General features: G+C 58.9%; 10 protein-coding genes. 4 read left to right on the plus strand and 6 right to left on the minus strand.

The window, feature by feature from the left end; all coding sequences use genetic code 11:
* Window positions 1-28: 28 nt before the first annotated feature.
* Complete coding sequence (locus CUR33_RS15955; RefSeq protein ID WP_289240276.1) at window positions 29-3,208, plus strand: efflux RND transporter permease subunit; 3,180 nt, start codon at window positions 29-31, stop codon at window positions 3,206-3,208.
* A complete protein-coding gene (locus CUR33_RS15960; RefSeq protein WP_289240277.1) occupies window positions 3,205-4,608 on the plus strand; it encodes an efflux transporter outer membrane subunit in 1,404 nt (467 codons plus the stop codon). Before CUR33_RS15955 ends, CUR33_RS15960 begins: the two co-directional genes overlap by 4 nt.
* A gap of 191 nt (window positions 4,609-4,799) precedes the next feature.
* On the opposite strand, the gene CUR33_RS15965 is transcribed toward CUR33_RS15960, so the two are convergent.
* The 5 genes from CUR33_RS15965 to katG all read right to left on the minus strand — a co-directional run bounded on the left by CUR33_RS15965 (window position 4,800) and on the right by katG (window position 11,787).
* Window positions 4,800-5,792: a TerC family protein gene (locus tag CUR33_RS15965; protein WP_289240278.1), complete on the minus strand. Its 993-nt coding sequence runs from the start codon at window positions 5,790-5,792 to the stop codon at window positions 4,800-4,802.
* A 351-nt stretch (window positions 5,793-6,143) separates the two neighbouring features.
* Window positions 6,144-7,160 carry a CNNM domain-containing protein gene (locus CUR33_RS15970; RefSeq protein WP_289240279.1) on the minus strand — a complete coding sequence of 339 codons (1,017 nt, stop codon included), beginning with the start codon at window positions 7,158-7,160 and terminating at the stop codon, window positions 6,144-6,146.
* On the minus strand, window positions 7,157-8,533 hold the full coding sequence (locus CUR33_RS15975; protein ID WP_289240280.1) for a hemolysin family protein: 1,377 nt from the start codon (window positions 8,531-8,533) through the stop codon (window positions 7,157-7,159). The genes CUR33_RS15970 and CUR33_RS15975 overlap by 4 nt, the downstream gene beginning before the upstream one ends.
* 337 nt (window positions 8,534-8,870) lie before the next feature.
* Window positions 8,871-9,422, minus strand: coding sequence for an ATP-dependent zinc protease family protein (locus tag CUR33_RS15980; RefSeq protein ID WP_448703170.1), 552 nt, complete (start codon window positions 9,420-9,422; stop codon window positions 8,871-8,873).
* Window positions 9,423-9,576: 154 nt separating this feature from the next.
* Window positions 9,577-11,787: a catalase/peroxidase HPI gene (gene katG / locus CUR33_RS15985; protein WP_170049597.1), complete on the minus strand. Its 2,211-nt coding sequence runs from the start codon at window positions 11,785-11,787 to the stop codon at window positions 9,577-9,579.
* Window positions 11,788-12,009: 222 nt separating this feature from the next.
* Between katG and CUR33_RS15990 the strand changes: the two genes are divergently transcribed.
* Complete coding sequence (locus CUR33_RS15990; protein WP_160086875.1) at window positions 12,010-12,201, plus strand: hypothetical protein; 192 nt, start codon at window positions 12,010-12,012, stop codon at window positions 12,199-12,201.
* Window positions 12,202-12,235: 34 nt separating this feature from the next.
* On the opposite strand, the gene CUR33_RS15995 is transcribed toward CUR33_RS15990, so the two are convergent.
* Window positions 12,236-12,736, minus strand: coding sequence for a DUF1203 domain-containing protein (locus CUR33_RS15995; protein WP_289240281.1), 501 nt, complete (start codon window positions 12,734-12,736; stop codon window positions 12,236-12,238).
* A gap of 158 nt (window positions 12,737-12,894) precedes the next feature.
* Here CUR33_RS15995 and CUR33_RS16000 point away from each other — a divergent pair, with 158 nt between their 5' ends.
* A complete protein-coding gene (locus CUR33_RS16000) occupies window positions 12,895-13,299 on the plus strand; it encodes a hypothetical protein (RefSeq protein WP_289240282.1) in 405 nt (134 codons plus the stop codon).
* Window positions 13,300-13,367 lie beyond the last annotated feature (68 nt).

Raw genomic sequence — 13,367 nt, forward strand, 5'->3', positions numbered from 1 at the left:
TGGCGCACCGGCGTCCGAGGACTTTCTGATGAACTTCTCGCAATTCTTTATTCAGCGGCCGATCTTCGCCGCTGTGCTATCACTGTTGATCCTGATTGGCGGGGCCATCTCGCTGTTCCAGTTGCCGATCAGCGAATACCCGGAAGTCGTGCCGCCCACCGTGGTGGTGCGCGCCACCTTCCCCGGTGCCAACCCCAAGGTGATCGGTGAAACCGTTGCCTCACCGCTGGAACAGGCGATCACTGGGGTAGAAGGCATGCTCTATATGTCGTCCCAGGGCACGGCCGACGGCAAGATGACCCTAACCCTGACCTTCGCCCTCGGCACCGATCTGGACAAAGCCCAGGTGCAAGTGCAGAACCGCGTGACGCGGACCATGCCGACCCTGCCCACCGAAGTGCAGCGTCTCGGTGTGACGGTCGACAAGGCCTCGCCCGACCTGACCATGGTCGTGCACCTGACCTCGCCAGACGACCGCTACGACATGCTGTATCTGTCCAACTACGCCGCGCTCAACGTCAAGGACGAGCTGGCGCGTTTGGATGGCGTGGGTGATGTACAGCTGTTTGGCCTGGGTAACTATTCGCTGCGCGTGTGGCTCGATCCGAACAAGGTCGCTTCACGGGGTCTGGCCGCCAGCGACGTGGTCAATGCCATTCGCGAGCAGAACCGCCAGGTCGCTGCCGGCTCGCTCGGTGCGCCACCTTCTGACGCAGGCAACAGCTTCCAGCTGTCGATCAACACCCAAGGCCGTCTGGTCAGCGAGGAAGAGTTCGAGAACATCATCATTCGCGCCGGTGAAAACGGTGAAATCACCCGTTTGAAAGACATCGCACGCATTGAACTGGGCTCCAGTCAGTACGCCCTGCGCTCCTTGCTCAACAACAAGCCGGCGGTTGCCATCCCGGTGTTCCAGCGTCCCGGCTCCAACGCCATCGAGATTTCCGATGCGGTGCGCGCTCGCATGGCCCAGCTGAAGCAGAGTTTCCCGCAGGGCGTGGACTACGAAATCGTCTATGACCCGACCATCTTCGTGCGTGGCTCCATTGAAGCGGTGGTGCATACCCTGCTCGAGGCCATCATCCTGGTGGTGCTGGTAGTGATCCTATTCCTGCAAACCTGGCGCGCTTCGATCATCCCGCTGGCCGCCGTGCCGGTGTCGTTGATCGGCACCTTCGCCGTAATGCACATGTTCGGCTTCTCGCTCAACGCGTTGTCGTTGTTTGGTCTGGTGCTGGCCATCGGTATCGTGGTGGACGACGCCATCGTGGTGGTGGAAAACGTTGAACGGAATATCGGCCTGGGCAAAACCCCGGTAGAGGCCACCAAGCAGGCCATGAAAGAAGTGACCGGCCCGATCGTGGCCACGGCCTTGGTGCTGTGCGCGGTGTTTATTCCCACGGCGTTTATTTCCGGGCTTACCGGACAGTTCTACCAGCAGTTCGCGCTGACCATCGCCATCTCCACGGTGATCTCGGCCTTCAACTCGCTGACCCTGTCCCCTGCCCTGGCGGCCGTGCTGCTGAAAAGCCACGACGCGCCGAAGGACCGCTTCTCCAAGGTTCTCGACAAACTGTTTGGCGGCTGGCTGTTCAACCCATTCAACCGCCTGTTTGACCGCGCCAGCCATGGCTATGTCGGCACGGTGAAGCGCGTCTTGCGCGGCAGCGGTATTGCTCTGTTCGTCTACGCCGGCTTGATGGGCCTGACCTACCTGGGCTTTGCCAGCACCCCAAGCGGTTTCGTCCCGGCGCAGGACAAACAGTACCTGGTGGCCTTCGCCCAACTGCCGGATGCCGCGACCCTGGACCGTACCGAAGACGTGATCAAGAAAATGTCGGAAATCGCCGGCAAGCATCCCGGTGTGGAAAACACCGTGGCCTTCCCCGGCCTGTCGATCAACGGCTTCACCAACAGCCCGAACAGCGGCATCGTCTTCACCCCGCTGAAACCGTTCGATGAGCGCAGTGATCCGTCGATGAGCGCCACGGCGATTGCGGCCGAGCTGAACGCGCAGTTCAGCGAGATTCAGGACGCCTATATCGCCATCTTCCCGCCACCGCCGGTACAGGGCCTGGGCACCATCGGTGGCTTCCGCCTGCAGGTGCAGGATCGCGGCAACCTGGGTTATGACGAGCTGTATGTGCAAACCCAGAACGTCATCGCCAAGGCCCGCGCCCTGCCGGAACTGGACCCGATGTCGGTGTTCACCAGCTATCAGGTGAATGTGCCGCAGATCGATGCCGCCATTGACCGCGAAAAGGCCAAGACCCACGGTGTGGCGATCAGCGACATCTTCGACACCATGCAGATCTACCTGGGCTCGCTGTACGCCAACGACTTCAACCGTTTTGGCCGGACCTACCAGGTCAACGTGCAGGCCGAGCAGCAGTTCCGCCTGGAGCCGGAGCAGATTGGCCAGCTCAAGGTACGCAACAACCGGGGCGAAATGGTGCCGCTGTCAGCGTTCCTTAAAGTCAGCGCCAGTTCCGGGCCGGATCGGGTGATGCATTACAACGGCTTCCTCACCGCCGAAATCAACGGCGCGGCAGCCCCCGGTTACAGCTCCGGCCAGGCCGAAGCGGCGATGGCCAAACTGCTCAAGGAAGAACTGCCCAACGGCATGAGCTTCGAATGGACTGATCTGACCTACCAGCAGATCCTCGCCGGTAACAGCGCGATCTTCGTCTTCCCGCTCTGCGTGCTGCTGGCCTTTCTGGTGCTGGCGGCCCAGTACGAAAGCTGGAGCCTGCCGCTGGCGGTGATCCTGATCGTGCCTATGACGCTACTGTCGGCCATCACCGGGGTAATCCTGGCGGGAGGCGACAACAACATCTTCACCCAGATCGGCTTGATCGTACTGGTGGGATTGGCCTGTAAGAACGCCATCCTGATCGTCGAGTTTGCCAAGGAGAAACAGGAAGAAGGCATGGACCGCGTCAGCGCGGTGCTGGAAGCCTGTCGCCTGCGTCTGCGGCCGATTCTGATGACCAGCTTCGCCTTCATCATGGGTGTGGTGCCGTTGGTGCTGTCTTCCGGCGCCGGCGCAGAAATGCGTCATGCCATGGGCGTGGCGGTGTTCAGCGGCATGCTCGGCGTGACCTTCTTCGGCCTGCTGCTGACCCCGGTGTTTTATGTGTTGATTCGCGGTTTCGTGGAGAAACGCGAAGCACAGAAGGCCGCGCGTTTGCAGGAGGTGCAGGCATGAACAGCTTTAACGCCAAACCGCTGGCCATAAGCCTGTTGACCCTGGCGCTGACAGCCTGCGCCGTCGGCCCGGATTACCAGTCCCCGCAAACCGCAGATGCCCAGCTGAGCAGCGCGCAAAGCAGCAGCTTCGATCGTTCGCGTTTCGAAGTCAGTTGGTGGCAGCAGTTCGACGACCCGGTGCTCAACCAACTGGTGCAACAATCGCTCGAGGAAAACCGTCAGCTGCGTGTGGCCTTTGCCCGCCTGCGGGCGGCCCAGGCCATCCGTGATGATATTGGCAACGATCAGTTGCCGACCGTCACCAGCCGCGCCAGTGGTGAATTCGGCAAAGCCCAGCAACCCGGGGTCACCGAGCAGCGCGTGCGCGGCGAGCGTTATGACCTGGGTCTGGACATGCTCTGGGAACTGGATCTGTTTGGCCGTATCCAGCGCCAACTGGAAGCCAGCGATGCCGAGCTGGACGTGGCCGAAGCGGATTACCAGCAACTGCAGGTCAGCCTGATCGCCGAACTGGTGGATGCCTACGGCAGCCTGCGCGGCGCGCAACTGCGCGAACGCATCGCCCGCGCCAACCTGAAGAATCAGCAGGAATCCCGCGCCATTACCGAGCAGCTGCGTGAAGCTGGCGTCGGTAGCCAGCTGGATGTCCTGCGCAGCGACGCGCGCCTGGCTGGCATCGAAGCCAGCCTGCCGCAACTGCAGGCCGAACAGCAGCGCGCTAAACACCGCATCGCCACCCTGCTCGGTCAGCGTCCTGATCAATTAAGCGTGGACCTCTCGGCTCAGGATCTGCCCGCCATTGCCAAGGCGCTACCGGTGGGCGACCCCGGCGAGTTGTTACGCCGCCGCCCAGATATCCGCGCAGCCGAACGGCAACTGGCCACTGCCACTGCCAATATCGGTGTGGCTACTGCGGACCTGTTTCCTCGGGTGAGTATGTCCGGCTTCCTCGGCTTTACCGCCGGGCGGGGTTCGCAGCTGGGTTCATCGGCGGCGCAAGCCTGGGGCCTGGCACCGACCATCAGCTGGGCGGCGTTTGATCTGGGCAGCGTGCGTGCACGCCTGCGCGGTGCTGAAGCCGAAGCCGATGGCGCGCTGGCCAACTATGAACAACAGGTGCTACTGGCTCTGGAGGAATCGGCTAACGCCTTTAGCGACTACGGCAAACGTCAACAACGCCTGCTCGCCCTGCTACGCCAATCCGACGCCAGCCGCGCCGCTGCCGAACAAGCCCGCGTGCGCTACCGCGAGGGTGAAGTGGATTTTCTGGTATTGCTCGACGCCGAACGCGAACGCCTGAGCGCCGAAGACGCCCAGGCCCAAGCGGAAGTTGAGCTGTATCGCGGCATTGTCGCCATCTACAAGGCTCTCGGCGGCGGGTGGCAGCCTAACGCCTGACTTGCTCAACGACTCTCCCCCAGGTTGGCCTAGCCAACCCCTTCCCGCCCCATGGCAGTTGCTCCTTGCCATGGGGCTTTTTTATTGGGGGAGGTTTTTTTCGGCCAAGAGCGATCAGCTAGGGTCTGTAAAATGCCCTGCAATTGAATTAGATCGGTGGCCGCCGACTGACAGCGGCCACCTATATGGATTCAGCCCTGCGGGCTAGCTGGGGGCTGACCACGGGTTTTCCACAGTGAAAGCAGCACACCGCCCAGCAATAAGCCCAGAGTCACGCTCAAGGAAATAACAGCCGGAATTTTGCCGATGATGCCAACCAGGAAGATCTTGCCGCCGATAAACACCAGCACTAACGCCAGTGCGTACTTGAGGTAAGCGAACCGGTGAATCATCGCCGCCAAGGCGAAGTACAAAGCACGCAAACCAAGGATGGCAAAGATGTTCGAGGTGTAGACGATGAAAGGATCCTGGGTAATGGCGAAGATCGCCGGCACGCTGTCTACCGCGAACACCAAGTCGGCACACTCGATCAGCACCAGGGCCAGGAACAACGGCGTCGCCCAAAGTACGGATTTACCATTGGCATCCGCCTGACGGACGAAGAACCGCCCTTCATGCAGACGATCGGTCACCCGCATGTGCTTACGCAAGAACTTCACCAGTGGGTTTTCGCTGAGGTCAGGGTGGGCATCGACCTTGCTGAACAGCATCTTCACCCCGGTCAACAGCAGGAAAATGCCGAACACGTAGAGAATCCAGCTGAACTCGGCGATCAGCGCCGCACCCAAGCCAATCATGATCGCGCGCAGCACGATCACCCCGAGGATGCCCCAGAACAGCACCTCGTGCTGATACTTACGCGGGATGGCCAGGAAGCTGAAGATCATCGCCATGAGGAATACGTTGTCCATCGACAACGATTTCTCGATCAGAAAGCCGGTGTAGAAATCCATCCCGGCGTCACCGCCCTTGACCTGCCAGACCCAAAGGCCAAACAGCAAGCCAGCCGTGATATAGCCAGCGGACAACAATAGGCTTTCGCGAACGCCGATTTCTCGATGCTCACGGTGCAGCACCCCGAGGTCGAAGACCAACAGGCTGATGACGATGCTGATAAAGACGAGCCACAACCAGGTGGCAGTGCCGAGGAACTCGGCTAGGAAGAACGGTTCTAGGGCAGTCATGAGCCCCTCCTCTAAGTGTCGAAGTTGTACAAACTGCAACTCCGACATGGCAGCGGTTAGCTGTCAGAGGGGCCCGGCGTTGCGGGCGCAAATGTAGACAGGCGCGTGGAGTTTCTCAATCACTCAAGGGTTGCAAGTTATTTCAATTTTGGATGGGGCAGTTGAGTTCAAAACGTCCAATGACATGCGTTGAATAGCCGCGGGTTACCAGAAGAGTTCAAAACATCGTCGCAGGCCAGCACACATGAAAAGCCACCGACGCTTAACGTGGAAGCGTCGTCCCCGATAAGATGTCATTGCTAAGGCATGACACCTTATCGGGGAAAGTCTGAATAACTCTAAGTGCTTTCGTTACGTATTGGAGGCTGTCGGTAGCACTCGTTTGAGGATATCGGCCAGCGTTACAACACCAAGCAAGCTATTCGCGTTCATGACTAAAGCGAGCTGAACGCTGGATTTTCGCATTTGCGCAAGTGCTTCGTAGACGGGAGTTTTTGCGTCGAGCACAAATGCTACCCGCGCAAGCTCATGCGCCGCGCGAGTTTCCGGCTCAAGCAAGGTGTCGCGGACGTGAACCACCGACGGCTGAATACCCTCGGCGCCAAGCACAAGAATGCGCAAGTGCCCAGACTGGATAGCCGCGGCACGAACATCTGCGACTGTTGCATCCCGCGTAACGTGAACCAGCTCTTCCCCTTCGACCAGCAAGGCTTCGACGGGCAGAGTGCCGAGGTCGATCAAGCCTGAAAGCTGCTGCTGCATCTGCGGCATCAACGTCCCGACCTTTGCCGAATGCTCAACCAGTTGGCGGATCGTCTCAATATCCTGGCCGCCCACTGCCGCGCTTTCGACGGGCTCAACACCCGAAGCCTTGACGAGACGGTTGGCGATTCGGTTTACCCAGCTCAACAGCTGACGCAGCGGCCAGATATACATGCGCGAGATAATGCCAATTGCCAAGGCGGATCTTTCCGGGTGAGCAATGGCCCAAGACTTGGGCGCCATTTCACCGACCACCAAGTGCAGGAATGTCACCAGGAACAGCGCAAGGCCAAAAGCTGTGCCTGCAGCAGCCCAATCGGGAAAGCCCCAGGCGATAAACACAGGACCGAGCCAAAGGTCGACCGCAGGTTTTGTCACCGCACCCAGGGCAAAGGTGCAGAGGGTGATACCCAACTGAGCACCGGCAAGCATCAAGGTCAGGTCATTCATGCCGCGCAGCGCAGCTCGAGCGGACAGACTGTTGACTGCCAGCTCTTCAAGTCGGTGCCGGCGAGCGCCGAGCAACGCGAACTCAATGACTACGAACAAGGCGCTCAGCGCGATCAGTACGACTGTCGCGATCGTAACTATCAGCGGATCATTCATTGCTCTTCCTCCGCCATAGGCACCTTGACCAGTCGCACGCGAACTTCAGTCGGTACGTGTCGTTCAATGCGCAGGACATCGACTTCGAGTCGATACATCACCGGCTCGTCGGAGATCAACTCGCTAGGGTCGATTGGCAGATCAATGGTAACGGTGTCGCCTTCCGCTGGCAGTGCGCCAAGCTCAGCGATGAGCATGCCAGCAACCGTCTCGACATCAACGCGCGGCAGGTCATGGCCAATTATGCGTCTGACCTCGTCGAGGTGAACGTCGCCTTCCATAGTCCAGGTGTCGTTACCCTCGGAGACGATCGCATCGCCGACTTCAGCATCATGCTCATCGGTGATTTCACCAACGATTTCCATGGCGAGATCTTCGATGGTGAGCACTCCAGCGAAACCGCCGTACTCATCGATAACGCAGGCCAACTGGTTGGTTGTTTGCACCAACTGGTCAAGTGCGTCCGGCAGGAGCATCAGTGTTGGCAGTACCTTGGCAGGCCGCATCAGCGACGCAACGGTCTCCTGACCGTTGCCCGCATCGAGACGCGCGAGCACGTCGGCGAGATGGACAACGCCCGCTGGAGCATCATCGTCATCAATCACCGGGTAGCGGGTGTGGGCACGCGCCATCAGGCCGCGCAGCTCTTCGAGCGTCGTATCGGGCTCGACCCAGTCAACTTGGGAACGGGGCACCATTGCGTGCTCGACGTTGCGCTGCGGGAAGTCGAGGATGCGATCCATCATGAGCGAAAGCTCAAGTGGCAGATCACCGCTGTCGCGAGAGTCAGCAATGATGTGCGGCAGATCGGCAGCAGAGGCGCTCACGTCGAGGTCATGAATAGGCTCGATACGCAGTAGCTTCAGGAGCAGGTTGGCCGACTTGTCGAAGAAGCTAATCAACCAGCCGAAGGCCGACATATAAAAAAGCGTCGAGCGAGCCAGCCCGAGCGACAGCGGCTCAGGGTTGGCGATGGCCAGGTTTTTTGGGTAAAGCTCACCCACGATCATTTGGATAATCGTCGCCGCTACCAGCGCTATACCGGTGCCGACTGCCACTCTGGCTTCAACCGGAATAGCGGTTCCTGAGAGCAGGACGCCTAAAGATTCGCCTACGAGCGGCTCAGCGACATAACCCACAAGCAGGCCAGTGACGGTAATGCCTAGCTGGGCACCCGAAAGCATAAAGCTTGTGCGATTCGTGACGGCCAGTGCACGTTTTGCCGACGTATCACCGGCAGCAGCCAATGCGGCGAGCCGTGTGCGGTCGACCGCCATGTAGGCAAACTCTTGTGCAACAAAGTAGCCATTAACCGCGATGATCGCGAGGATGACCAGAATGCCAAGAAGAAGGGTAAGGATAGGTTCGATCATTTGGCTGCAAGACCAAATTCAGGAAAGGTAAAGCGGCTGTATGTTGCGGGGTCGGGGTCCACGAAGGAGTCCATGCGAATAAGGGACAAGGAGAATACGGGCGATTGCTCCTTGTCGTCTATCCAGAGAACCTTTTCAGTATGTGAATATGAACAGTCGGACCTAGAAACCAGTCGTCTTCGATACACGACAAATCACTGAAGCATGCCAAGAGACTAAAGCTCTATGGGTGTTTCAAATCAAACGGCCGCTTTTGGCCCGACCGCTGCCCTCCTCGCCAGCGACTGTGGGTCCAACCCACTCCCTTGCCCGGGCCAAATCTTTTGTGTTCTTACGCTCAACTAGCCTGCACACAACTCGGCTGCCCAGCCGAGTAGCGCACGCCGGGGCTGACGGCGGCGTTGAATTCTTTGAGAGCAGTCGAGCCGATCAGCAGTGGGTATTCAAAGGCACTGCGGTCGGTCAGGTTGACCTCAATGTTCTTCAGTTCATCGCCCACGCAGATGCCCATCTCAACCACCGGGCGCTCGGTGTAGAGCTGCTTGTCACCCGGCTGACGGTCATCGGCACGGCGTTTGATATAGCTCATGCGCGCCAGTGGTTTTTCGATGACCTTTGCATGCGGAGCGTCTTCCAGGCCAAGCTGAAAGCGCACCCACTCGCCGCCATCACGCTTGAACACCTCGATATTCTTGGCACTGAGCGAAGCCGTTTCGGCGCCCGTATCGAGCTTGGCGGGCAGTTCCAGGTCCAGTTCCTGCAAAGAAACCTTCTCGTGCAAGCCATAGATTTGCGGCTGGCTGGCCATCGCGCCGCTAGCAAACAGTGCAGTGCAGAGTGCGACGGCGGCCGGGACCTGCTTGAACGATAGGAAGGCGAGGTTCGACATACGGTGACTCCAATAACATTTAGAAAGTGACGCCACATTAACGTCGCTGGCTGAACTCAAACTTAATCAGGCACGTATAAAAACTTCGCCCCGCCAGGAATGACCATGGCGGGGCGAAGTGGTTTCACAGAGGTCGTTCAGACCTCAAGGCGGATCACTTGAGATCGAAACGATCCAGGTTCATCACCTTGGTCCAGGCAGCCACGAAGTCCTGCACAAACTTCGCGGGTGCATCGCTGGTGGCATACACCTCAGCTTGAGCACGCAGCTGGGAGTTGGAGCCGAACACCAGGTCAACCTGGGTGGCGGTCCATTTCAGGTCGCCAGTTTTACGGTCGCGGCCTTCCAGCACACCTTCGCTGGCAGACTTCTGCCACTTGGTGCCCATGTCGAGCAGGTTGACGAAGAAGTCATTGCTCAGGGTTTCCGGACGCTTGGTGAACACGCCGTGCTGGGCTTTGCCGGCATTGGCATTGAGCGCGCGCAGACCGCCAATCAGCACGGTCATCTCCGGCGACGTCAGTTCCAGCAGCTGCGCCTTGTCGACCAGCAACTCGGCCGCAACGTTTTCGTAACCCTTGCGGGCGTAGTTACGGAAACCGTCGGCCTTGGGCTCCAGTACCGCGAAGGACTCGACATCGGTCTGATCCTGCGTGGCGTCAGTGCGGCCTGGGGCAAAAGGCACCACGGCATCCACACCGGCCTTCTTGGCAGCAGCTTCCACCGCGGCAGAACCGGCCAGAACGATCAGATCCGCCAGGGAGACTTTCTTACCGCCAGCAGCCGAGGCGTTGAAGTCTTTTTGGATGGTTTCCAACGCTGCCAGCACCTTGGCCAGTTCAGCCGGCTGGTTAACTTCCCAGTCCTTCTGCGGGGCAAGACGAATGCGCGCGCCGTTGGCACCACCACGCTTGTCGCTGCCACGGTAGGTGGATGCTGACGCCCAGGCCGTATTGACCAGCTGAGCAATCGACAGGCCGGACGCCAGGACTTTGGCTTTGAGGCCAGCGATGTCCTGCGCGTCAACCAGCGCATGATTGACTGCCGGAACCGGGTCTTGCCAGATCAGTTCTTCCTGCGGCACCAGCGGGCCGAGGTAACGAGCACGCGGGCCCATGTCGCGGTGGGTCAGTTTGAACCAGGCGCGGGCAAAAGCATCAGCGAATTCCTGCGGGTTCTGGTGGAAACGGCGAGAAATCTTCTCGTAAGCCGGGTCCATGCGCAGCGACATATCCGCAGTGGTCATCATCGGCGGGTGTTTCTTCGCCGGGTCGTGGGCATCCGGGATCAAGTGCTCGGGTTTGACGTTTTTCGGTGTCCACTGATGGGCACCGGCCGGGCTCTTGGTCAGTTCCCACTCGTAACCGAAGAGCATGTCGAAATAGCCGTTATCCCAAGTGGTGGGGTTCGGTTTCCAAGCCCCTTCGATACCACTGGTGGTGGTGTGTACGCCTTTGCCAGTGCCGAGCTTGTTGATCCAGCCCAGGCCTTGCTCTTCCAGCGGCGCGGCTTCCGGCTCAGGGCCAACCAGGGAAGGATCACCGGCGCCGTGGGCTTTACCGAAGGTGTGACCACCGGCTACCAGCGCCACGGTTTCTTCGTCGTTCATCGCCATGCGGGCGAAGGTTTCGCGCACATCGCGGCCCGATGCCAGTGGGTCAGGATTACCGTCCGGACCTTCCGGGTTAACGTAGATCAAGCCCATCTGCACGGCGGCCAACGGGTTTTCCAGCTCGCGATTACCGGTGTAGCGGCTGTGCGGTTTGTCGCTGGTGGCCAGCCACTCGGTTTCCGAACCCCAGTAGGTGTCTTCTTCCGGCTCCCAGATGTCCGGACGGCCGCCGGCAAAGCCGAAGGTTTTGAAGCCCATGGATTCCAGCGCAACATTACCAGCCAGAACGAACAGGTCAGCCCAGGACAGTTTGCGGCCGTACTTCTGCTTGATTGGCCACAGCAGGCGACGGGCTTTGTCCAGGTTGCCGTTATCCGGCCAACTGTTGAGCGGCGCAAAGCGCTGATTGCCGGTGCTCGCACCGCCACGGCCATCGTGGATGCGGTAGGTGCCGGCTGCGTGCCAGGCCATACGGATCATCAGACCACCGTAATGCCCCCAGTCGGCTGGCCACCAGTCTTGCGAATCGGTCATCAACGCAGTGAGGTCTTTAATAACGGCATGCAGATCAAGCGTCTTAAATTCCTCGGCGTAATTGAAGCCTTCGCCCATGGGGTCGGACTTGGAGGAATGCTGATGAAGAATTTTCAGGCTGAGTTGGTTAGGCCACCAGTCGGCATTCTTTGGGGCGCCACCCGCCACAGTGTTGGTTCCGGTAGCACCCGAGAATGGGCATTTCGCATCATTTGACATGTCTCTCTCCTGTTGTTTTTCACCTAACGGGGTGGACTCAGCTTGGTAGCTGGACTGCGAACGAGCCAATAGGATTTGGGTATGACCTTTATAGTAGTCCGGGTATATGTCGCCGTGACTATAGAGTCAATGCCGCAAAACGGCTGATAAAGTAACGGCCATCGGCGTCCTATTGGCGCCTTGATAGATCGCATTTACTTCCCCCCTATTGAGTGTCGATTCGTGGATGAGACCCGCCAAACACCTGATGCCAGCGACGCCGACGTGCTGGCTTTTATGCAGCGCCAACTGCGCTCTGGCCGAGTAAAAACCAGCGTATTGGTGAGCCTGACGCAAAAGGAATTTGCCGATGTCAGCCATGAGCGCATCGTGCAATGTTTTAATCAGCTGGATTCCACCTTGCTCAAACGCTAAGTGGCAGCCAACGCCGAATAGCTCCCTGTTTGACTTAACCCTCGCTTGCCCGCTCGACCCGACACTGGAAGCAGTTGAACTTGGAGCGGATATGCACGTAAGTCACTCGGGGATCGCTGAGAATCTGCTGACAAACTGCTGTTAATGATTTGCCGGGCACCACCTGACCGGTGTCGTAGCGAATCCAGTCGTCGCTGCCATAGCCGCGCACAATCGCCGGTTCCAGAAACGCAAACCAGGCAGGCAATGTCGCCTGCTCATACCGTTCACAAGGTTGCTGATGCAGAAAGATCGGCCCGGTTTCGGCATAGGGTTGCAGAGCTGCAAAGGGTCGGTGAGCCAACACCAGCTTGGTTGCACCGGGTGTGATCAGGCTCAGACAATGCCGGCAAGGATTAGCCAGGCCTTCAGCTGGGCGCTGCACCGGTAACTGGCCATTAGCATCCAGCCCACCTTGCCAAATATGCATGGCCTCGGCATGAGCTATGCCGTGAACGCGTAACGCAATGGGAGCGGTATCAGTGGGTAAGGTCATCGCAACAACTCCTTGAGTGGGGTGTGCGACACACCTTAGGCCGCCGACGGGGTGCTCGCGATGCAATTCTGACTTTCAAATCTAAGGGCTTTTGTTCAATGTCGGATGCGCCGTTATGCTCGCGGCGATCCAATCCGGTTCTGCAGGGAGTGTTAGCCATGCTTGGCAAATTATTAGTAACCCTCGGCATCGTGTTTTATGCCGTGGTTGTGCCGATTTTCGAGTTGAACGACTCGCACGTGTTTAACCCCAGCTGGGAGCCGCATGCGCGTTTACATGAGGTCTGGCAATTGGCGACCAATTGCGCGATTGGTGCGTTCTCGTTCTGGCTGGTGTGGTTTAAAGCCAACCTACGGCTGAGCAGCCTGATGACCTTCTTCGTCACCGGCGGGTTTCTCCTGGCCTATGCCTTGCGTGACAGCTATGGCGGCTCGATGGTGTTGTCCGATGGTTCGGAAAAAATGATCTTGGGCATCAACCTAGGCTTGCTTGCCTATACGCTGGCAATAATCCTTGCACTGCTGGCCCTGTATCTGGATCGTTCACACCGGCCTGCAACTTAAATTCGCGCCGAGTATCTGATGCCTCGGCCCAATTTCTGCGTCAGTAAATGCGAACGCCCCTTCCGGAG

Source organism: Pseudomonas sp. FEMGT703P, from assembly GCF_002786345.1.
Lineage (GTDB): Bacteria > Pseudomonadota > Gammaproteobacteria > Pseudomonadales > Pseudomonadaceae > Aquipseudomonas > Aquipseudomonas peli.

Coding starts and splice junctions, on each gene's coding strand:
- CUR33_RS15955 (WP_289240276.1), top strand. CDS start 29: ATGAACTTCTCGCAATTCTTTATTCAGCGGCCGATCTTCGCCGCTGTG.
- CUR33_RS15960 (WP_289240277.1), top strand. CDS start 3,205: ATGAACAGCTTTAACGCCAAACCGCTGGCCATAAGCCTGTTGACCCTG.
- CUR33_RS15965 (WP_289240278.1), bottom strand. CDS start 5,792: ATGACTGCCCTAGAACCGTTCTTCCTAGCCGAGTTCCTCGGCACTGCC.
- CUR33_RS15970 (WP_289240279.1), bottom strand. CDS start 7,160: ATGAATGATCCGCTGATAGTTACGATCGCGACAGTCGTACTGATCGCG.
- CUR33_RS15975 (WP_289240280.1), bottom strand. CDS start 8,533: ATGATCGAACCTATCCTTACCCTTCTTCTTGGCATTCTGGTCATCCTC.
- CUR33_RS15980 (WP_448703170.1), bottom strand. CDS start 9,422: ATGTCGAACCTCGCCTTCCTATCGTTCAAGCAGGTCCCGGCCGCCGTC.
- katG (WP_170049597.1), bottom strand. CDS start 11,787: ATGTCAAATGATGCGAAATGCCCATTCTCGGGTGCTACCGGAACCAAC.
- CUR33_RS15995 (WP_289240281.1), bottom strand. CDS start 12,736: ATGACCTTACCCACTGATACCGCTCCCATTGCGTTACGCGTTCACGGC.
- CUR33_RS16000 (WP_289240282.1), top strand. CDS start 12,895: ATGCTTGGCAAATTATTAGTAACCCTCGGCATCGTGTTTTATGCCGTG.